At 40.7% G+C, this 21,881-nt stretch carries 19 protein-coding genes; 13 read left to right on the top strand and 6 right to left on the bottom strand.

Translation table 11 applies throughout. The annotated features are described in order from the left end of the window. Positions 1 to 25: 25 nt before the first annotated feature. From WAA15_RS06430 to WAA15_RS06410, 5 genes are all read left to right on the top strand, one after another. On the top strand, positions 26 to 1,033 hold the full coding sequence (locus WAA15_RS06430) for a sugar kinase (protein ID WP_337041832.1): 1,008 nt from the start codon (positions 26 to 28) through the stop codon (positions 1,031 to 1,033). 30 nt (positions 1,034 to 1,063) lie between these two features. After that, positions 1,064 to 1,735: a bifunctional 4-hydroxy-2-oxoglutarate aldolase/2-dehydro-3-deoxy-phosphogluconate aldolase gene (locus WAA15_RS06425; protein WP_337041830.1), complete on the top strand. Its 672-nt coding sequence runs from the start codon at positions 1,064 to 1,066 to the stop codon at positions 1,733 to 1,735. 335 nt (positions 1,736 to 2,070) lie between these two features. Then, positions 2,071 to 3,447 carry an MATE family efflux transporter gene (locus WAA15_RS06420; RefSeq protein WP_337041828.1) on the top strand — a complete coding sequence of 459 codons (1,377 nt, stop codon included), beginning with the start codon at positions 2,071 to 2,073 and terminating at the stop codon, positions 3,445 to 3,447. Positions 3,448 to 3,646: 199 nt separating this feature from the next. Then, on the top strand, positions 3,647 to 5,470 hold the full coding sequence (locus WAA15_RS06415) for an ABC transporter ATP-binding protein (RefSeq protein WP_337041826.1): 1,824 nt from the start codon (positions 3,647 to 3,649) through the stop codon (positions 5,468 to 5,470). A 4-nt stretch (positions 5,471 to 5,474) separates the two neighbouring features. After that, positions 5,475 to 5,936, top strand: coding sequence for a regulatory protein RecX (locus WAA15_RS06410; protein ID WP_337041825.1), 462 nt, complete (start codon positions 5,475 to 5,477; stop codon positions 5,934 to 5,936). Positions 5,937 to 5,995: 59 nt separating this feature from the next. Here the strand turns inward: WAA15_RS06410 and WAA15_RS06405 are convergent, their stop codons facing one another. Then, positions 5,996 to 6,475, bottom strand: coding sequence for a lipocalin family protein (locus tag WAA15_RS06405; RefSeq protein ID WP_337041823.1), 480 nt, complete (start codon positions 6,473 to 6,475; stop codon positions 5,996 to 5,998). A 280-nt stretch (positions 6,476 to 6,755) separates the two neighbouring features. On the opposite strand from WAA15_RS06405, the gene WAA15_RS06400 reads away from it, so the two are divergent. The 5 genes from WAA15_RS06400 to WAA15_RS06380 all read left to right on the top strand — a co-directional run bounded on the left by WAA15_RS06400 (position 6,756) and on the right by WAA15_RS06380 (position 11,767). After that, positions 6,756 to 7,856, top strand: a complete 1,101-nt coding sequence (locus WAA15_RS06400) for an efflux RND transporter periplasmic adaptor subunit (protein ID WP_337041822.1) — start codon at positions 6,756 to 6,758, stop codon at positions 7,854 to 7,856. Between the two features lie 28 nt (positions 7,857 to 7,884). After that, complete coding sequence (locus WAA15_RS06395) at positions 7,885 to 9,135, top strand: ABC transporter permease (protein ID WP_337041820.1); 1,251 nt, start codon at positions 7,885 to 7,887, stop codon at positions 9,133 to 9,135. 145 nt (positions 9,136 to 9,280) lie between these two features. After that, complete coding sequence (locus tag WAA15_RS06390) at positions 9,281 to 9,955, top strand: ABC transporter ATP-binding protein (RefSeq protein ID WP_337041818.1); 675 nt, start codon at positions 9,281 to 9,283, stop codon at positions 9,953 to 9,955. Continuing rightward, a complete protein-coding gene (locus WAA15_RS06385) occupies positions 9,955 to 10,980 on the top strand; it encodes a sensor histidine kinase (RefSeq protein WP_337041816.1) in 1,026 nt (341 codons plus the stop codon). Before WAA15_RS06390 ends, WAA15_RS06385 begins: the two co-directional genes overlap by 1 nt. A gap of 1 nt (position 10,981) precedes the next feature. After that, entirely contained in the window at positions 10,982 to 11,767 is a 786-nt protein-coding gene (locus WAA15_RS06380) for a LytR/AlgR family response regulator transcription factor (protein WP_337041815.1), read from the top strand. Positions 11,768 to 11,844: 77 nt separating this feature from the next. On the opposite strand, the gene nuoH is transcribed toward WAA15_RS06380, so the two are convergent. The 4 genes from nuoH to WAA15_RS06360 all read right to left on the bottom strand — a co-directional run bounded on the left by nuoH (position 11,845) and on the right by WAA15_RS06360 (position 15,628). Further along, the gene (gene nuoH, locus WAA15_RS06375; RefSeq protein WP_337041813.1) at positions 11,845 to 12,930 is read right to left on the bottom strand and encodes an NADH-quinone oxidoreductase subunit NuoH; all 1,086 of its coding nucleotides are present in this window, start codon (positions 12,928 to 12,930) and stop codon (positions 11,845 to 11,847) included. 12 nt (positions 12,931 to 12,942) lie between these two features. Then, entirely contained in the window at positions 12,943 to 14,370 is a 1,428-nt protein-coding gene (asnS, locus tag WAA15_RS06370; protein ID WP_337041812.1) for an asparagine--tRNA ligase, read from the bottom strand. A 242-nt stretch (positions 14,371 to 14,612) separates the two neighbouring features. Next, positions 14,613 to 14,777 carry an Arc family DNA-binding protein gene (locus WAA15_RS06365; protein ID WP_337041810.1) on the bottom strand — a complete coding sequence of 55 codons (165 nt, stop codon included), beginning with the start codon at positions 14,775 to 14,777 and terminating at the stop codon, positions 14,613 to 14,615. Continuing rightward, positions 14,777 to 15,628, bottom strand: a complete 852-nt coding sequence (locus WAA15_RS06360; RefSeq protein WP_337041808.1) for an SPFH domain-containing protein — start codon at positions 15,626 to 15,628, stop codon at positions 14,777 to 14,779. Before WAA15_RS06360 ends, WAA15_RS06365 begins: the two co-directional genes overlap by 1 nt. 175 nt (positions 15,629 to 15,803) lie before the next feature. Here WAA15_RS06360 and lysS point away from each other — a divergent pair, with 175 nt between their 5' ends. The 3 genes from lysS to WAA15_RS06345 all read left to right on the top strand — a co-directional run bounded on the left by lysS (position 15,804) and on the right by WAA15_RS06345 (position 20,821). Beyond that, complete coding sequence (gene lysS, locus WAA15_RS06355; RefSeq protein WP_337041807.1) at positions 15,804 to 17,516, top strand: lysine--tRNA ligase; 1,713 nt, start codon at positions 15,804 to 15,806, stop codon at positions 17,514 to 17,516. Positions 17,517 to 17,645: 129 nt separating this feature from the next. Beyond that, a complete protein-coding gene (locus WAA15_RS06350; protein WP_337041805.1) occupies positions 17,646 to 19,280 on the top strand; it encodes a hypothetical protein in 1,635 nt (544 codons plus the stop codon). 17 nt (positions 19,281 to 19,297) lie between these two features. Then, complete coding sequence (locus tag WAA15_RS06345; RefSeq protein WP_337041804.1) at positions 19,298 to 20,821, top strand: zinc-binding dehydrogenase; 1,524 nt, start codon at positions 19,298 to 19,300, stop codon at positions 20,819 to 20,821. A 41-nt stretch (positions 20,822 to 20,862) separates the two neighbouring features. Here the strand turns inward: WAA15_RS06345 and WAA15_RS06340 are convergent, their stop codons facing one another. After that, on the bottom strand, positions 20,863 to 21,834 hold the full coding sequence (locus tag WAA15_RS06340) for an AAA family ATPase (RefSeq protein WP_337041802.1): 972 nt from the start codon (positions 21,832 to 21,834) through the stop codon (positions 20,863 to 20,865). Positions 21,835 to 21,881: the final 47 nt, after the last annotated feature.

Genomic DNA, 21,881 nt, shown 5'->3' with positions numbered 1-21,881 from the left:
TAGCATAAACATTCAATATAGCAAAATGCCTAAAATAGTAACCTTTGGTGAAATCCTGCTCCGTCTGGCAACACCCGGCTTTCAGAAAATAGAACAGGCACAATCTTTCAATGCCACCTTCGGGGGTACCGAAATGAATGTGGGGGCCTCGTTAGTGAAATTTGGTTTCGATGCTACCCATGTTACCTGTTTTCCTGATAACTTAATGGGGCAGAAAGCAAAGGCCTTCTTACGCTTTTTAGGTATTGATACCACGCATGTAAAACTTGAAGGCAACCGTATTGGGGTGTTTTTCTTGGAAACTGGCGCAGTAATGCGTGCAAGCCAGATTGTGTATGACCGCATGGATTCTGCCTTTGCTAACCTAGACCCCTCATGGTTTAACTGGGAGGAAATTCTGCAAGGGGCAGACTGGTTTCATTGGTGTGGTATAACCCCAGCCTTATCTGAAGGTGCGGCTAAGGCTTGTCTGGATGCCGTAAAAACAGCTAAAAAACTTGGTATTACGGTATCGTCAGATATTTATTATAGAAGTAACTTATGGAAATACGGCAAAACCCCACAAGAAATTTTACCAGAACTGGCAGCTTACTCTGACATTATTCTGGCTAGTAGAAAAAACATTGAGGAAATATTTTCATTAAAAATAACGGCTGAAAAAGGTAAATTTGTAGAAGCCTGCAAATTATTGATGCAGCAATACCCGAACATAAAAAAAGTAATAGATACTGACCGCGTACAGGTAAGTGCTTCACACAACCAGTACAATGCAAAAATGTGGAATGGCGAAGAAATTCTGGAAACCGAGTATCAGGATATTACACATATCGTAGACAGAATCGGCACGGGAGATGCTTTTCTGGGAGGGTTTATTTATGGGCAGGTAGTACTAAAAGATGACCTGAAATCTTTACAGTTTGGTGTAGCAGCAGGTGCCTTAAAACATACCATTGAAGGTGACCAGAATCTGGTAACGGTAGCGGAAGTAGAGTCAGTAATGAGCGGCGATAAATCGGGCCGTTTAAAACGTTAATCAATTGTAAAATCTAAATAATCCATAGCAATGGCACGATTCGATAAAAATACTACTTTAGCACAAGTAAGCTCAACAGGGCTGGTGCCTTTATTTACGCATAACGATTTAGACATCTGCCTAGAGGTGTTACGTGCCTGTTACAAAGCAGGTGTAAGGGTGTTTGAGTTCACGAATCGGACCGAAAATTCTTATATCAACTTTAAGGAGCTAATCAGCATAGCCGAAACCGAAATGCCCGAAATGATTCTGGGAATAGGTACTATTTATGATGCCAATACTGCACAAAAATACATCGATGCAGGCACAAACTTTATTGTAGCTCCTATCATGAATCCTGAAGTTGGGGCTGTTTGCCAGAAAGCAGGCATTCCGTGGATGCCAGGTGTTATGACGGTCACCGAAATTTATAATGCCCGAGTAGCCGGAGCCGAGTTTATCAAGATATTCCCTGGCGAAGTACTAGGCCCGGCTTTTGTCAAAGCCCTGAAAGCCCCTATGCCCGATGTACAGGTAATGGTTACAGGAGGTGTGTCTCCAACCAGCGAAAGCCTCAAAACATGGTTCGGGGCTGGTGCTACGGCTGTGGGTATAGGCTCACAATTAGTACCTAAAGAAGTATTAGCCAGCAAGAATTTTGCAGAAGTTACTAGTATAGTGGGTTATGCTTTGAAACTTATCAAAGATTTAAAGGCTCACTAATGATTGAATAAAATCAAACAAAAAGGTAAGAGGTCTACTGCAAAAGCACTCTTTGTTTGAAAAAACACCATATACGAAATTTATTTGTCAAACATTTTGCTTCACGAAAGCAAAAAACTATCTTTGCGGCAAGAAATTTAAAATACCCATGTATATGACCGCTTCGGTTCGCGTCCGTTAAAGACGGATCAGTTTCCTTCTCTTTACTTACTAAAGTTGCGCTGGCAGCTTTTAGTAACGTTACTTCTTATATCCTTATTAATTAGAACTATTATTTATAGCGTCCGATAGGCGGTATTGTGCCGTTTTGTATTGGTCGTAAAACATTTGATTCAATGCGAAAATTTTTTGACTTATTAATACAAGCCATTCGTGGCGAAGAACAAAACTATACAGAATTAAACATCAATCGAGCCATCTTTCTTTTATCAGTACCTATGATACTCGAAATGGTGGGGGAGTCGCTTTTTGCCATAGTTGATGCTTTTTTTGTGGCGCGTTATGTAGGCGTTGAAGGAGTGGCAACTGTGGGCCTTACAGAATCGGTTCTGACACTTATTTATTCTGTTGCCATTGGCCTGAGTACAGCCGCCACAGCCATTGTGTCGCGCCGTGTGGGCGAAGGCAATAAAAAAGAAGCCGGACAAGCAATGGCACAGGTAATACTTATTTCGTTAACCTTCGGGGTTATGGTAGGTATTCTGGGCTTTGTTTTTGCAGAAGATATCTTACGTTTAATGGGCGGAGACGACCATCTGATTGAGAAAGGGGCTAGTTTTACTCGTATCATTTTTGCCAGTAGCCCTTCTATTATTTTATTATATACCCTGAGTGGTGCTTTGCGTGGTGCTGGCGATGCTTCTACGGCCATGAGGTCGATTATTCTGGCCAATTTTATTAATATTGGTATGGACTTCATATTAATTCCGATTGCAGGCTTTGGAGTTGAAGGGGCCGCCATTGCTACCAGTATCGGGCGCACTATTGGCGTTATATACCAGTTATATGCCATACTCAGAGGCAACGGAAATATGCAGATTGATAAAAGCCAGTTTACGCCAGACAAGGAAGTAATCAAAAGCCTTATTAATGTTTCGGCAGGGGGGACCGGACAATTCCTGATTCAGTCAGCAAGCTGGATTTTCCTTACCCGTATCCTGTCAAGTTTTGGTAGCGATGTAGTAGCAGGTTATACAATTGCCATTCGGATTATCGTCTTCACCATCCTGCCTTCGTGGGGGATGTCAAACGCAGCTTCAACCTTAGTAGGGCAGAATCTGGGTGCGGGTAAGCCCGACAGAGCCGAAAAGTCAGTCTGGCGAACAGCTTTTTATAACATGATTTTCCTGCTGCTGGTTGGTATCATATTTTCAGTTTTTGCCCGTGATTTTATCGCTATTTTTAACGATAATCCTAAGGTGATTGACGTTGGTGTGGTATGTTTACAGATTATCTGTCTGGGCTACATTTTCTTTGGTTACGGAATGGTAATTGCGCAAGCACTTAATGGTGCTGGCGATACCAAAACACCTACTATCATGAACCTTGTTTGTTTCTGGGCCATCGAAATCCCGCTGGCATATATTTTCGCTATCGGGCTGGGTTGGGGGCCTCCGGGTGTGTTCTGGTCTATTGCTATCAGCGAGTCCCTGCTGGCCATTGTAGCCATTTTTGTGTTCAGAATGGGTAAATGGAAAACTAAACAAGTATAAAATTAAGGGCCTGCCATAAAGCAGGTCTTTAATTTTAAGGCAGGTGTTTTTGCCCGATACGGAGCTTTATTAATACATAAAAGTAGTATAATATGCTTTTTAAAACTTATTCTTAGCATTATCATAAGTTCTTTCCGAACTTTGCAACTTTTAAAATTGTAGTATTTAGAAACGCCGGAAAGCGTTATTGTGAGCCTAAATGAAGAATTATCTCAGATTACTTTCGTATGCCAGACCTCTGGGTAGTTTTATTGCCCCTTTTCTGATTACGTCTATACTAGCAAGTATTTTTGGTGTACTGAATTTTACCTTATTAATTCCGCTTTTAAAAGTTCTGTTTAATCAGGTCGATGCGCAGGAAATGAGCAAAATGCTGGTGCCAACCTCTGGTTTTGACCCTATTAAGGAATTTAACTATTATTTTGCTAAGTTCCTGAGCCAACATGGTAAACAGGGGGCTTTAATGTTTGTGTGTGCGGTGGTTGCCGTTACTATTATTTTATCAAACGTATTTAAATACATCAGCATCAGGCTTCTGGAGAACTTCAAGTCGAATATGGTGGCTAATTTACGTCAGGCAGTATTTGGCAAGGCAATTCATTTGCATCTGGGTTTCTTTAGTAACGAGCGCAAAGGCAACCTCATTTCCCGAATCGTGACAGACGTGCAGGAAGTAGAAAACTCCATTGCTAACACATTCTCGGCTGCTACAAAAGAATTCTTTCTTTTTCTGGCATATATTTATTCTCTTTTTGCTATTTCCTGGAACCTCACGCTTTTTGCTTTACTTGTTATTCCAATCTCTGGAATTTTCATTTCTACGCTTGTCAAGAAAATGAAACATAATGCAGGAGAAGGGCAACAACGCCTCAGTAATTTAATTAGCCTCATGGACGAAGTTTTTGGCGGGATGCGTGTAGTAAAGGGTTTTGTGGCAGAAAGTTTTGTGACCGAAAAATTCAGAGAAGAAAATCAGGGTTACCGAAAAGCCATTTTTAATCTGGCAGCCCGCCGTGAAATGGCCTCGCCGTTCTCTGAAATCATGGGCGTGTTTGTGGTTATTGGTATTTTACTTTATGGTGGGTCATTGATTCTTTCAAACGAGTCAACCCTTGAGGCATCAGAGTTTATTACTTACATCGCTATTTTTTCGCAGGTAATGCGCCCTGCTAAAGATATTTCAAACGCCTTTAGTTCTGCACAAAGAGGTTTGGCTTCTGGCGAACGAGTACTGGATTTAATAGATAGCCACTCGCTTATTAAGGACGCTACTCATGCCGTTGACCTGAAAAACTTTGAAAAAAGTGTTGAGTTTAAAGACGTAGACTTCTCTTACGATGGCAACATTCAGGTATTGAAAAACATTAGTTTTACACTGGCTAAAGGCAAAACGATTGCACTTGTAGGCTCGTCTGGAGGGGGTAAGTCAACGATTGCCGACCTTGTGCCGCGTTTCTATGACCCAACTGGGGGGGCTATTCTGATTGATGGCGTTGATTTAAAACAGGTGTCTCAGCAATCGCTGCGTCAGCTAATGGGTATTGTTACGCAGGAAGCCGTTTTGTTTAACGATACTATTTTTAACAATATCGCTTTCGGTAAAAATGTATCAGAAGAAGCTATTATTCAGGCGGCCAGAATAGCTAACGCACATGATTTTATTGTGCAACAGCCAGAAGGCTACCAGACAATAATTGGCGACAGAGGAACCAAACTTTCGGGTGGGCAACGCCAACGTTTATCTATTGCAAGAGCCATTTTGCAGAATCCGCCGGTGCTGATTCTGGACGAGGCCACCTCGGCACTAGATACGGAGTCTGAAAAACTAGTGCAGGATGCCCTCACCAATCTTATGAAGAACCGTACAACACTTGTCATTGCGCATCGTTTAAGTACTATTCAGAACGCCGATGAAATTCTGGTAGTGCATAAAGGGGAAATCATAGAAAGAGGAACCCACGAAGATTTACTCAGTATCCCTAACGGGTTTTATAAGAAACTAAGTTTGATGCAGACCCTGTAATATTATGCTTCGGAAAGATATTCTTGTAAAAGCTGCCAATTATTGCGCTTATCAGGAGCGCACACAGGCAGAAGTACGCGAAAAATTACAGAATTGGGGCGTATATGGAGACGACGCCGAAGAAATAATCGTGTACCTGATAGAAGAGAATTATCTGAACGAGGGCCGATTTGCCAGAATATTTGCCGGAAGCAAGTTTCGGGTAAAACGCTGGGGGCGGCAGAAAATCAGGCATGAACTAAAAGCCCGTCATTTGTCTGAACACGCTATCAGAGAGGCTATGCAGGAAATAGAAGATGATGATTACCTTGATACCCTCAGAACTTTATTAGAAAAGAAAAAACACGAACTACGCACAGAAAAACAGCCATTAATACTTAAACAGAAACTGGCCCGCTATGCCATCGGAAAAGGTTTTGAGAGTGAATTGGTCTGGGATGTACTCAGTAAACTCATAAGCCGCTAACAACAAAGCCAACCTTTCGGGGTTGGCTTTGTTGTTAAATCTTTTGGAGTAACTTTGTTTTATTGTTTTGTAAAAACAAGTCTCTCTGTTGTTGTCACACCGCCAGTAGTTGAAGTATCAATCCATGACATTTGTTTGCCACTGAACGATACCTTGATAACAGTTTGTACTTTGTTACTATCTGTGATAGTAAGTTGGTCACCCGCCACTGCATACTTAGCATTTTTAGTGTCACCTATCAGGCTCTCTATTACATCGGCACAGTCTGTCGTAATGTTATTACCTGTCAATGTACCATTGCTGTTGAAAGTCAAAGAGAGGTCTTTCACGCATGGTAAGAAAAGTAAGAACAACGCATATTGGTCAATTTCAGGGTCGTTTCCTTCTTTTACGAAATAGTTGGTCATTTTCCAAGTACCAACAATCTGACCTTCAGAGGTAGATGGATCATCTTTTTTTGAACAGTTCATTACCGCCAATGATAAAGATGATAAAGTAAGCAGCAATGTAAATTTGCGGATGGTTGAAGAAACTCTCATGAAAATTGTCTTTGGATTAAAAAAAGATTAAAACAGGCACGAATATACGATTAACAATCGGTATCTCAAGTTTTTACCTGTAAAACCCCGTTTAATATTTATTTAGCGGTTTGTGGGTTGCTGGGCAGCTTGTTTGCCTCGCTATTATTTTCTTCCGTTTCGTTCATTATTTCTTGAGGATTTTATAAATTACTTTTCTATTTGTAGCCAGAAATAACAAGTGCCACTTGTTCTGAAATTTATAGATAAGCCAAATAAATCGTCGTATTGACCTCAAAATATGAAGCAGACAATCATTTTCGTAGTCGTAATTTCTTCCTTATTAACGGCCTGTAACAAAGGTAACGACAAACCAACTACGCCCCAGTATAAAGCCTTAACCGAAGCGGTTTATGCATCCGGCAATATATACCCTAAAAACGAGTATAAACTCATTGCCAATGCCGATGGCTTTCTGGTACGGCAGACAGCCTTTGAAGGAGATTTGGTGGCAAAAAACCAGTTGATTTTCCAACTCGAAAGTATTTCTCAGGATGCCCGTCTGGAAGCGTCAGGGAATATCCTGCGTCAGGCAGAAACCAACTACGGCGACAACTCTCCGGTGCTGGCCGAGCTTACTTCCCAGTTACGTAGCGCGCGTACCAAACTTGCTAACGACTCAATCAATTTTAATCGTTACAAAGAGCTATACGACCGTAATGCTACTACCCGTATAGAGTACGAACGGGCCGAACTGACTTATCAGACATCCAGAAATGAAGTAACAGCCAGACAGAAAGCCTTGCAACGTACAAAAAGCCAGCTATATGTTGATTTACAGAATTCTCAGTCGAATTTCCGCGTAAATGCACGTGAGGGAGATAATTTCAGAATTAAAACCTTTGAGGCAGGCAGAGTCTATGACATCTACAAAAAACAGGGTGAGCTTGTCAGAAGAGGCGAACAAGTGGCCCTGATTGGCGATGCCAATGAAATTTATGCGCAACTAGCCATTGACGAAGGCGATTTCGCGAAAGTGAAAATAGGCCAAGAGGTACTTATAAAAATAGATGTGTATAAAGATAAAATGTTTAAGGCACGGGTAACCAAGCTGTATCCGAAACTAAACAAAGCCGACCAGACTTTCAGGGTAGATGCCGATTTTATTGACGAAAAACCCAATGCTTATTATGGCATGACCATCGAGGCAAATATCATTATTTCTCAGAATCCAAGAGTACTTACCATTCCGAAAAACTATCTGGTTGGTAGTGATTCTGTCTGGATTGAAGAAAACGGAGACAAAAAGAAAATCAGAATTACCAAAGGGGTAGAAAACCTTGATTTGGTTGAAATAAAAAGCGGAGTAAACGAGAAGTCGGTAATAGTTATCGGAAACTAGCAATAGCTGCTATTTAAAAAGCAAAATAATGAACTTAAAAATATCTCTGCAAATAGCACAAACGCATCTGCTTACCAAAAAACGGCAAACCTTAATTGCCATGCTTGGGGTAACATTTGGTATTGCTATGTTTATTGTAATGATTTCCTTTATTAAAGGAGTAAATAAGTTTCTGGAAGATTCGGCCCTTGATGCCACACCTCATGTCAGAATTTACAAGGAAATTACCAGTAATCATCCTAGTCTGATTGAAGAGGCCAACCCCAATGCCTTTAACGTTATCTATAATCAGCTGCCTAAAAACGAACTCGCCAATATCAAGAGCGGCTTACAGATTGTAGCCAATATTGAAAAAGACCCAGCCGTGTTGGGGGTGTCGCCGCAAATTAGTTCACAGGTATTTTTTAATAAAGGGCCTATTCCGGTGGCGGGGCAGATAGCAGGCGTCGATATTCTGAAAGAAAATAAGCTGTATAATATCAAGAGACGTATAAAATCGGGTAGTATGGAAGCCTTGCTTTCAAACCCCAACAGTATACTGATGGGTACTATTCTGGCGAGAAACCTGAACGTAAAGGTAGGCGATAAACTTACTATAACCACGCCAAGCGGAAACCTGAAACTGGTAAAAGTAGTAGGAATTTATGGCTTTGGAATTCAGACCGTAGACGGCGTCAGGTGCTATGCCAATATGTCGATGGTACAAGAAATATTGCAGAAAGATAAAAGCTATGTGACAGACATACACATTAAAATGAAAGACTCGCAAGCGGCCATTGATTATGCAAAAGTGCTGAAAAACCAGTATGGTTATGAAACTCAGGACTGGGCCGAAGCCAACTCGGCTTTCATGACCGGCGATAAAATAAGAAACGCCATGGTAATTATTGTTTCTATTACCTTGTTGGTGGTAGCGGGGTTTGGTATTTATAATATCATGAATATGAATGTTATCAATAAAATGAAAGACATTGCTATTTTGAAAGCAACAGGCTTCGGAGGGAAAGACATCGTGGCAATTTTCCTCATACAATCTATCATCATTGGGGTATTAGGGGCATTGCTGGGGCTTTTAATAGGGTTTTCGCTGAGTTATTTGTTATCAATTACCCCCTTCGATGCCGGCGACTTCCTGGACGTAAAGACCTTCCCTGTTATTTTCAATACTAAGTATTATTTAATGGGTTTGGCTTTTGGGGTTATTACTACTATTCTGGCTGGTTATATGCCTGCCCGAAAAGCATCAAAAATTGACCCCGTAGCTATTTTAAGAGGGTAAAATATGCCATAGTTTTTGCTATTATTTGCATGAATACTCGGGTCTTTCTGAGAAAAAAATTATAAGTCGAATCATTGTTTCACCAATTGCCTGCCGAAACAGGGCAAATTGAAACTCTCAATAAAATGAGAGGAAATACATACCAATGAAAGTTCTATCAGCTAATCATATTAATAAATATTTTTACGAACCTGAAAAATTTCAGGTGCTGAAAAATATATCTTTCGATGCACAAAAAGGAGAGTTCTTGTCTTTAATCGGGAAATCGGGGTGTGGGAAGTCCACGCTTTTGTATATTCTTTCAACGATGGATACAGACTACGAAGGAGAACTGGAAATGAACGGCGAACGCCTTACCGGAAAAACACAAGACCAACTGGCGGCTTTTCGTAACGAGCATCTGGGTTTTGTGTTTCAGTTCCACTTTTTACTGCCCGAGTTCACAGTATTGCAAAATGTAATGCTTCCGGCCTTGAAACTAGGTAAATATTCGTCGAAAGAAGTAGAAGAACGCGCCTATCAGAAATTAAAACTTGTTGATATGCAAGCGCATGCACTTAAGCAATCGTCAAAACTTTCTGGGGGGCAGCAACAAAGGGTAGCTATTGCAAGGGCTTTAATTAACGACCCAACCATTGTGATGGGAGATGAGCCAACCGGAAATCTGGACAAGAAAAACTCGGAGGTGGTTTTCAATATTTTCCAACAGATTGCACACGAAAACCACCAGACCATTATCACAGTAACGCATGACCCCGACTTTGCCAAAGGAAGCGATAGAATTATTGAGATGTCGGACGGGCAGATAATCAGAAGTTAATGAAAAATAAAAATAAAATAGCCGTTGTAAGTATACTTGTTTTAGTAAGTATCTCGACATTCATCCGGTGGTATGTGTTCGAGGTTGATACCCAAACAAATTTTACGCTGTCTCTCGTATCTATTTTTGTACTAAGTAGCACCATTCTGTTTTTTCGTAAATTATATGCTTACTTTGATAAAGTTTTACCTTACGACAAAGGCATTACCAAGCGGCTTATTTTACAGATTCTTATCACTTTTATTTTTATTAATGCCGTTACTCAGTTTGTGCTCTATTCGGCTACACATTTCTTTAAAATTGCCAAGTTCGATTACATGGTGCGTAACGAGTTTACTCAATTAACCCGTGTGGCAGGGCATGTAGCGCAATTGTTGTTAGTAACGTTATTGAATGTAGCTCATTTTACTTATTATTCTTTACAGAAATGGCGTGAGAACGCCCTTAGGGCTTCTAACCTCGAAAAAGAGAAGTCACAGGTATTGTTCGATAATCTGAAAAATCAGCTTAATCCGCATTTTTTGTTCAACAGCCTTACCTCGTTGGATTCGCTCATTCAGGAAAACCCGCCTTTAGCCAGAGATTTCCTCCAACAACTCTCAAAAGTGTTTCGGTATGTTCTGAAAAGCAAAGAAAAAGGGTTGGTAAACCTTGAAACCGAATTAGGATTTATTAAAAATTACATTGGTTTACTGAAAACCCGTTTTGGCGAGGCATTGCATATTAATTTTGATATTGCCGAAGAAGCCCTCGATTTACAGATAACCCCCGTAACGCTGCAAATACTTATCGAAAACGCCATTAAACATAATGTTGTTAATGATAGCAACCCTCTGACAATCAATATCAGAAGTATAGAAGAGGCTTTATTGATAGAAAACAATATTCAGAAAAAAAAACAGGTGGAGACTTCGAATGGGCAGGGGTTAATAAACCTGAAAACACTTTATGGCTTCCTGACTACCCGTGAAATAATTATTAGTGAAGAAGAAAATACTTTTTCAGTAAAAATACCATTGCTTTAACATGAAAATATTAATTATAGAAGATGAACCACTAGTAGCCAAGAATCTTGAAAAACTTGTTCAGGAATTAGAGCCTACGGCTCATATACTGGCTGTAATTGGCAGTGTAAGAGAAGCATCTTCGTGGTTTAAAACTCATCCTGAACCTGATGTGATACTATCGGATATTCAGCTTTCGGATGGCGTAAGTTTTGATATTTTTCAGGAAATAAGCCCGAATTGCCCTATTATTTTTACTACCGCTTATGACGAATACGCTATTCGTGCTTTTAAACTTAATAGTATTGATTACCTGCTGAAACCTATCGATAAAGAAGAATTGACTTGTGCTTTTGCCAAATTCAGAAAAAACCTGCACACTTCTAAATCAGATGTGTATCAGGAACAACTGGAAAGCCTGTTAACTGACTTAAAAAACCACGCAACAGGGCATAAATATAAAACCCGCTTTACGGCGCATCATCAGCGCAGTATTGTGGCTATACCGGATAACCGCGTTGCGTGTTTTTACAGAGATGAGGTAATCTGGCTACAAACCTTTGCAGACACTAATTCACAACGCCTGATAACTGATTATAACTCGCTTGATGAAGTAGAAGAATTGTTAAATCCTGAGCATTTCTTTAGAGCTAACCGCCAGTTTATTATCAATAAAACAGCTATTGAAAGTTACAGAACACATTTTACGGGTAAAATAGAAGTAAAGTTACTGGTAGCAACCAAAGAAGAAATAATTATCAGTAAAGAAAAAGCCCACCAGTTTAGAGGTTGGTTTGAATTGGGTTGATGCGTACCCGATACGGAAGGGTTACGTAAAATATAATCTTACGGTCTGGAAATTTTATGCTTACTTGTTTAGGCTGTTTAAATCATTAACAGACGCCAGATTCCTGAAATTAGCAACAAAACCAGACAGAACGGCGTAAGGACTTTCCAAGAAAGGTGCATCAGTTGGTCAACACGTAAGCGTGGGAGTGTCCAACGAACCCACATCTGGATAAAAATTAACAGGTAAGACTTTGATAATAACCAGAAAGCTCCCCACAGGTTTCCCGACCATTGCCCAACTTCTCCGCTCGTCCAGTTAGCCAGTTGTGCAGGGCCAATATTTGGTAGAGGGGTATTCCAGCCACCTAAAAATAAAACCACACCCAGTATTGATACCAGTAGCATCATGGCATATTCAGAGAGCATAATAATAGCCCACCTAAAACCCGAATACTCGGTATGAAACCCTGCTATCAGTTCCGATTCTGCCTCGGGTAAATCAAAAGGGGCGCGATTACTTTCAGCAAGGGCAGCAATAAAGTAGATAACAAAGCCAATAAGCAAAAAAGGATTTCTGAAAATATTCCAAGTCAGAAAGCCACCTATTTCGCTTACATCTACCCCTAATGCTTTAATGCCGAAAAGGTAGTTTTTTTCATTCCAGAAAATACCTTGTTGAAAGCTGATTTCCTGCAAGTCGAGTGTCTGGGTAATGAGTATCACACACAAAACCGATAAGCCCAACGGCACTTCATAAGAAATAATTTGTGCCACCGAGCGCATGGATCCTAATAAAGAGTATTTATTGTTAGAGGCCCATCCGGCCATCATAATAGCCAGAATATCTAAAGAAACCACAGCCAGTAGCAGAAAAACACCTGTTTGCGTGCCCGAACCCGGCAAGCCCGACGAAAGCGGAAAAACCGCAAAGCCTGCAAAAACAACCATGAATAACATGATAGGAGCAAACTTAAACAACGAGCGGTCGGCATTGGCAGGAATGATGTCTTCTTTCTGAATCAGTTTCAGTAAGTCGGCAACCAACTGTAAAAGGCCCCAGTGGCCTACTTCCATAGGGCCGAGGCGGTCTTGTATAAAAGCAGATATCTTACGCTCGAGATAAACCCCGACCACCACATTGGCAAAAGCAATAGCAAGAAATATAGCGAGCGTAAGTAGCATTTAGTTCTATAATTAAAATTCAGCACTTTTTGGTGTTCTCGGGAAGGCAATTACGTCACGGATGTTAGTCATACCTGTTACGAATAGTACCAGACGTTCGAAACCTAAACCAAAACCAGCGTGTGGTGCTGAACCAAACTTACGGGTTTCAAGATACCACCAGATGTTTTCAGGGTCAATGCCTACTTCTTTTACGCGGCTTAAAAGCTTTTCGTAGTCATCTTCACGTTGTGAGCCCCCAATGATTTCGCCAATACCCGGAAACAACACATCCATTGCTCTTACTGTTTTTCCGTCGGCATCCTGTTTCATGTAGAATGCCTTAATCTCACGCGGATAGTTTGTAAGAATCACCGGTTTTTTGAAATGCTTTTCTACCAGATAACGTTCGTGCTCTGATTGTAAGTCGATGCCCCACTCAACAGGATACTGGAATTTTTTCTCCTTATGTGGTTTCGATTTTAATAAAATTTCGATGGCTTCGGTATAAGTCAGACGTTCAAATTTGTTATCTACCACAAAACGTAGTTTTTCAATCAGCGACATATCACTACGTTCGTTCTGAGGTTTGTTTTTCTCTTCATCTAACAAGCGTTTTTCCAGAAAAGCCAAGTCGTCGGCACAGTTTTCGAGTGCGTATTTTATTACATACTGCACAAAATCTTCTGCCAATGTCATGTTATCTTCCAATTCGTAGAAAGCTACTTCCGGTTCAATCATCCAGAACTCTGCTAGGTGGCGGGTTGTATTTGAGTTTTCAGCGCGGAAAGTTGGCCCGAAAGTATAAATCTTTGATAACGCCAACGCACCTAGTTCTCCCTCTAACTGCCCCGATACCGTTAGGCTTGTTTCGCGGCCAAAGAAATCCTCTTTGTAGTCGATGTCGCCGGTTTCAGTTTTTGGAGGATTTTTTATGTCCAGCGTAGTTACATGAAACATTTCTCCGGCACCTTCGGCATCAGAAGCCGTAATGATAGGCGTATGCAGGTAAAAGAATCCGTTATCGTTGAAATACTTATGAATAGCAAATGCCAAAGCATGACGTATACGGAAAATGGCTCCAAAAGTATTTGTACGGAAACGAAGGTGGGCTTTTTCGCGTAGGAACTCCATCGAGTGGCGTTTAGGCTGCATCGGGAAGGTCTCATCGGCCGTGCCATATACTTCTACTTTCTCGGCTTTTACTTCAACTGCCTGGCCTGAACCCACAGAAGCAATCAGTTTTCCGGTTACCGCAACACAAGAGCCTGTTGTAACCAATTTCAAAGTATCTTCATTGATATTATTACCCTCTACTACTGCCTGAATATTATGAATGGTCGAGCCATCGTTAATTGCAATGAATGTTACGGCTGCTTGTCCTCTTTTTGTACGTACCCAGCCCTTTACTGTTACTTCTTGTTGTACAGGTGTCAGTGTAAGAATTTCCTTGATTTGCATAAACTATAAAATCTGATAATGAGCCGCAAAAATAGCGAAAATTAGCTACTTATACGTGTCTTTATCAGAAATAAAACAATGGAATTTTAAGGAAATCGGAAGAGATTTTAAAGAATCTATGAAATAAAAAGCAGATAGCTCATACAGGCATAGCAATAGAAGTATAAAAACTACTCAAAAATATATTCATCATTGCATAGAAAATTACAACCGGAGGTATTTTAATGTACCTCCGGTTAGGTTTATTCTTCGCTTTTTTTGCTCTTTTTTCTTTTTTTAAGCGCATCGCTTAAAATGTATTCTATTTGTCCGTTCAGACTTCTGAACTCTTCGGCCGACCACTTTTCAAGCTCTTTCAGCATTTCTGGACTGACCCTTAAGACAAATGCTTTTTTTTCACTTGCCATTAGTTATATAAGGTTCCGGTATTTACCACGGGGCTTACAGATTTTTCACCACACAAAACTACCAATAAATTGCTTACCATAGCAGCTTTTCGTTCTTCGTCAAGATGAACAATTTCTTTTTCTGACAAACGCGCCAAAGCCATTTCAACCATACCCACGGCTCCTTCAACAATTTGTTTACGGGCAGCCACCACAGCAGTTGCTTGTTGGCGTTGCAGCATTGCGCCTGCAATTTCGGGTGCATAAGATAAGTGGCTGATACGGGCTTCTATCACCTCAACACCTGCTTGTGCAATACGCTCGTTCAGTTCTTTTTCAAGCATTTCGTTAATTTTACCTGAACCGTCTCTTAACGTAATTGTTGCTTGTTCGTCTTCAATGTTATCATAAGCATACGAGCTTGCAAGGTGGCGCACAGCCGCTTCCGACTGAATATCCACAAATTTCTGATAATCATCTACTTCAAAAACTGCTTTGGCGGTATCGCTCACACGCCAAACCACAACGGCTGCAATTTCGATAGGGTTGCCTAGTTTGTCATTTACTTTTAGTTTCTGGCCATTCAGGTTTCTGGCACGAAGGCTGATTTTCTTGCGGCGGTACAAAGGGTTTACCCAACGTAAACCATTTTGTTTCATGGTGCCCATGTAATCGCCAAAGAAAGTAGCAACTGCTGCTTCATTAGGGTTAATAACTGTTAGCCCGATAATAAGGATAAAACCGGCTATGTCGAGTATAACGGCTAAAACCGGAGCAATTTGCATTAAGGTTAACGAAGGTACAATTATTAACAAAAGTCCGGCTATAAACAAGATATAACCCGATTGTGAAGATAATTCTTTTTCTTTCATGAGGTTTAGATGTTTGATATTAAATTGATATCACAAAGATATTGTTATGAACAATATTTCCAAAACAAAAAATGATGGAAGCGGTTTTTTGTAGATGAGTGGTAATAAATAATAATCCGACATTTTTTTCTAACTTTGCGCTTCATATTTATATTGAAAATAAAAAGATAAAACGATGGTTCTTAGCGAACAAGAAATTTTACGCCGTCAGAAAAGGCAAGAGTTAATGGCAATGGGGATTGACCCATATCCTGCCGAATTATTTGAGGTAAATGTTACATGTGCCGATATTCATAAGAATTACGAAAACAATAAGCTAGATTATAAGAATGTTTCTATTGCCGGGCGCCTCATGAACTTCCGTATTATGGGAAGTGCCTCATTTGCCGAACTGCAAGATTCAACGGGTAGAATCCAGCTATATTTTCGTCGTGATGATTTATGCCCTGACGAAGACAAAACCTTATATAATACTGTTTTTAAGAAATTGTTAGATATTGGTGATATTATCGGTGTAAAAGGTTTTGTATTTACTACCCAAACCAACGAAATATCAATTCATGTAACCGAATTCAAGATTCTGAACAAATCATTGCGCCCGCTTCCGGTAGTAAAAGAGGTAGACGGCAAAGTATATGATGCGTTTTCTGACCCTGAACAACGTTATCGCCAACGCTATGTCGATTTAATCGTAAATCCGCATATCAAAGATATTTTTATTAAAAGAGCCAGAATTATTACTACCATGCGCCAGATGTTCGACGAGCGCGGCTGGCTGGAAGTAGAAACGCCTATCTTGCAACCTATTCATGGCGGAGCAGCGGCACGCCCGTTTAAAACTCACCATAATACGCTTGATATGCCTTTGTATATGCGTATAGCCAATGAGTTATACCTCAAACGCCTCATTGTGGGTGGCTTTGATGGCGTATATGAATTTGGCAAGATGTTCCGTAATGAAGGGATGGACAGAACCCACAATCCTGAGTTTACTTCTTTGGAGTTCTATATAGCTTACAAAGATTATGAATGGATGATGAACATCACCGAAGAAATATTTGAAAGAGTAGCACTTGCTGTGCATGGAACTACGAAATTCAAATCGGGCGACCATGAACTGGACTTTGCAGGCCCATTTGCACGGTTGAGTATTCTGGAGGCCATCGAAAAATATACAGGGGTTAATGTTGGAGAGTTGTCAGAAGAAGAAACCCTTCAATACTGCCGCCAATGGGGTATCGAAGTAGATAACACCATGGGTAAAGCAAAGTTGATTGATGAAATTTTTGGCGAAAAAGTAGAATCAAATCTGATTCAACCAACTTTTATTATCGATTATCCGGTTGAGATGTCGCCGCTAACAAAAAAGCATCGTAGCAAACCCGGTCTGGTAGAGCGTTTTGAACTATTTGTTAATGGTAAGGAAGTAGCCAATGCCTATTCAGAATTAAACGACCCTATTGACCAACGTGAACGCTTTGAAGAACAATTGAAACTAGCTGAGCGTGGCGACGAAGAAGCAATGGCAATGGATGAAGACTTTATTCGTTCGTTAGAGTATGGTATGCCGCCAACCGCAGGTATTGGAATTGGTATTGACCGTTTAACAATGATGCTGACAGACAATGCCAGTATTCAGGAAGTGCTGTTTTTCCCTCAGATGCGCCCTGAGAAAAAACAAGAGGTATCGACCAATGCCGATTACGAAGCAATTGGGGTTCCAACGGTCTGGATTCCGGCTTTACAGAAAATGGGCTTCGTGATGGTTGAGCAATTAAAAGGTGCAAACCCCAACAAAATTTTCAATGATTTGGGCGGTGTAAGAAAAAAACTGAAAATCGAAGATAAAATGCCTACCCTCGATGAAGTAAAGGCTTGGGTTGGGTAAAAAACATCATTTCATTCATGAAAAGCAGCATTTCAACCGATAATGCTGCTTTTTTTATTGGGCGGTTAAAAGGGTAAAATTTTATCTCCTTAATTTTACCCGTCAATCATCATATTACATAATCATCCCATGAAAAACTGCATCAGATATTTCCTGATTTTATTGCCATTTCTGGCAAATGCACAAGGCAATCTTAAAGCCTCACTCGACAAAGCCAAAAACTACGTAAAAGAAGTAAAGTTGGATAAGTCTACTGTTAGTCAGCAATTAAGTTATGATAACGCTGCGCCGTATAATCTTAAACTGGCAATTACCACCACCGACGCGAAAGGTAAAAGCACCGAAGAAACCTATGAATTTAATCTGGCCTTGATAAGCGACATAAAAAGAAGCACTTCAAGCAAAGAAATGAAGGTTGAATTAAGTACCCAGAAAAACCTCAAGGTAATCAGGTATACAAAAGGGGGCGAAATGCAGAATTATGCAAACGAACTTGAGCTACTTTCTGAAAACATAGACGACTCGCGCGAGTTGGAAAAACACCTGAAAGATGCCATGGCAGCTGCCAAACCTGCTTGGGAAGCTTCAATAAAACTACCTAAAGACGATTTACTGGCTTTACAAAACTATTTTGAGCAAAACATAAAAGAGGTTTCGTTTGATAAGACATCGGCTAAACAGAATTTTAAGAAATCAACTACCTATAAAGACCGTGCCACACTGGTTGTACAAGAAAATGACGGCAAGAAAACCACCGACCTACAATCTGATTTCAGTTGGGGAGATTTCAACGAGAATGGTGCTGAACTTAAAATTAGTGGTAAAGAGGTGTCTGTAATAGTGAAAGCGAAAAATGACTATATTAAAACTCAGCAGGGCAATACAGTAAAAGGCTATGACGACGAAATAAAAATACTGACTGCCACGCCTAACGAAGGTGCTATTTTGCTAATGGCAATTCAGAAAATAATTCCGCTAGCTAAAAAAGAACTACAAGCCAGAGTACCTAAAGTAAGTACTAAAGACGAAGCCTTTAAAGTGCTAAAAAATCGTTTAAAGGATTTTAAAGTAAATGAATCGGCTTATACCCAGCAGATAGACCCCTTCTGCCTCACGACCTATCGGCTTAAATCAGAGGTAAAAGGCAAAACGATTGAAGAAACCTTCGCTTTTAATTTCGGCGACCTGACAGACTACAAAATAGCTGTTTCAAAAGAAATAGTCAGAATCTCGGCAAAAGTTGTAGATAATAAAAAATACATTCAATATACCAAAGATGGGCTTTTACAGAACTACGAAAATAGCCTTGATTTTCTGGTAGCCGACATCGAAGACGCTCGCTATTTGCTAGAGGCATTAAGCGTACTTTCAAATACCTGTAAAGGCAACATAAGCGTGGGTGATTTTAATTGGCTTGTTAATACCCTAAAAGTGGTAGAAAATCCGAAACAAACGCTAACTTTACAGGAAGGCGATAAATGCAAATGGAAGTTAAGCAATAGTCTGGCAGAATCGAAAAAAACAGTTGAGCTGGTTTCAGAATGGAATTTATATGATATTGACCCTAAAAAAATTGAGGTCGATGTATCGGGTAAAACCGTTAGTATAACCGGTTATACATTAAATAAAGAAAAGTTTATTAAGCAAACCAAAGATACTAAACCGGGTTTTGCCAACGAAATTAACTTAATGGTTAATACCATAGCAGAAGCCCAAAAAGGTGTGGCTACCTTTAAAAGCCTTGTGGAAGCATGTAAAAAATAATCGAAACAGAACCACCTATGAAAGCACTCTTATGTAAGGAATTCGGCCTACCCGATACGCTGGTTTTAGAAGAACTTGAACCCCTCAGAGCCGAAGCAGGAAAAGTAGTTGTAACTATCAAGGCATGTAGTGCCAATTTCCCTGATACGCTTATCATCCGAAATCTCTATCAGTTCAAGCCGGCATTGCCCTTTTCGCCCGGAGGCGAAATTGCAGGTGTAGTCAAAGAAGTAGGAGAAGGGGTAAAGCACCTGAAAGCAGGCGACAAGGTTTTTGCCATGACCGGCTGGGGTGGTATGGCCGAAGAAGTGCTGGTGGATGCCCGACGTGTTTTTCCGATGCTGCCTTCGATGGACTTTGTAACAGCAGCCTCGGTAATGTATAACTATGGTACTTCTTTCCATGCTTTAAAAGACCGCGCCGAATTAAAAGCAGGCGAAACCCTATTGGTATTGGGTGCTGCCGGAGGTGTGGGCCTTGCAGCCGTTGAGCTCGGTAAATTAATGGGAGCTAAAGTAATAGCAGCGGCTTCAAGTCAGGAAAAACTGGCTATTTGTCAGGAGAAAGGAGCCGATTACGCCATTAATTACACGCACGAAGATTTAAGAGAAAAAATAAAAACAATTACAGACGGCAAAGGTGTTGATGTTATTTATGATGCCGTAGGAGACAAGTATGCCGAGCCAGCTTTGCGCTCTATGGCTTGGAAAGGCCGTTATCTGGTTGTTGGTTTTGCGGCTGGCGAAATTCCGAAAATTCCGCTGAATCTGGCTTTATTAAAAGGATGTTCTATTGTTGGGGTATTCTGGGGCCAGTTTGCAGAAAAAGAATCAGCTAAAAATATGCAGAATATACAGGAGCTTGCCGGATACTTCATGAAAGGGAAACTTCGCCCGCATATTCATCAATTATATCCACTCGAAAAAGCATCAGAGGCTTTAAACGATTTAATGAACAGGAAAGTAATCGGTAAGGCCGTAGTAGTAATGGCAGATGACGTAACGATGCCTGTTTACAAAGAGACCAAAGCAAGTGTTGAGGTAAGGGAAGAGAAACCCGTTGAAACCAAAAAAGAAGGAGAAAAACTTGTTTTCAAAGATATTGCCGCTTTAAAAGCCTTTAAAGGGCAAGAGTTAGGCATTTCAAGCTGGCAGACGCTTTCGCAGGAAATGATTAATGATTTTGCCAGTGCTACTTTTGATGACCAGTGGATTCATGTCAATGAGGAAATGGCCAAACAGTTTTCGCCATTTGGCAAAACCATTGCACATGGCTTTTTGTCTTTGTCGCTCTCGCCCAAATTCATGTATGAAATGTTCAAGGTTGAGTCAGCCAGAATGGGCCTGAATTACGGAACCAACAAAGTTCGCTTTATTACCCCAGTTCCTTCGGGCAGTCGGGTGCGGATGAAAGCCGTGCTGAAAGACGTAGAAGATATGCAACCTAACGGAGTTAAGTTAATTATTGAAGCTGTTTTTGAGTTAGAAGGGGCCGAAAAGCCCGCCTGCGTAGCAGAATTACTAAGTGTTATTTATGAATAAAATTCAAGGGGCTTGCAAAAGCCCCTTTGTTTATAAAGGTTTTATCGGCCAATGGCAACACGTTTCAGTAGGGTATCAATTACTTGGCGGGTAGTTATACCGTCAGCTTCTGCTTCATAATTCAGAATAATTCTGTGGTTAAATACATCATGCACCAGTGCTTTAATATCTTCCGGTAAAACGTAATCTCTTTCATCGAAATAAGCCAATGCTTTAGCAGCATTATAGAGCGACAAGCCCGCACGTGGCGACACCCCGAACTGAATATATCGGGCTTCATCTTTCAGGCCGTATTCGGCTGGGCGGCGGGTCGAAAAAACCAGTTCAATAATATATCGCTCCAGCATCTCCGAAATGGTAATCCGGTTAATTTCCTGTTTGATAGCGGCAATTTCTTCTGTGTCCAGAATCGGTTTTGGAACATAATTAAAGTTCAGATTCGCCATCTTACGAACCATTTCCAATTCTGAGTTTTTATCAAGATAATCCACAAAAACCTTCATCATAAAACGGTCAACCTGTGCTTCGGGCAGCGGGTAGGTTCCTTCTTGTTCAACAGGGTTTTGGGTTGCCATCACCAGAAAAGGGCGGTCAAGTAAATGCGTTTCATCGCCAATGGTTACCTGTTTTTCGGCCATTGCTTCCAGCAAAGCCGATTGCACTTTGGCAGGGGCGCGGTTCACTTCGTCGGCCAGAATCAGGTTTGAAAATATAGGTCCTTTTTTTACCTCAAAGTCGCCTGATTTCTGGTTATAAATCATCGTTCCGACAAGGTCAGACGGCAACAGGTCGGGGGTAAATTGTATACGATTAAAGCCTAAGTCAAGTACTTTGGCCAGAGTATTAATAGTTTTGGTTTTGGCAAGCCCCGGAACACCCTCAAGCAAAATATGCCCACCTGTAAAAAGCCCTATCAGTAGCCGGTTAATTAACCGCTCCTGTCCTATAACCACTTTGCTTGTTTCTGAAAAAACCTCTCTTATTTTCTTATGTAAAAGTCTCGAACCTTCCATGGTTTTGTAATAACGATTAAGAGCAATTGCTGGATTAACAAATAAAT

It is taken from the genome of Emticicia sp. 17c, from assembly GCF_037153985.1.
Taxonomy (GTDB): Bacteria; Bacteroidota; Bacteroidia; order Cytophagales; family Spirosomataceae; genus Emticicia.
This window is presented reverse-complemented; position numbering and strand designations above follow the sequence as displayed.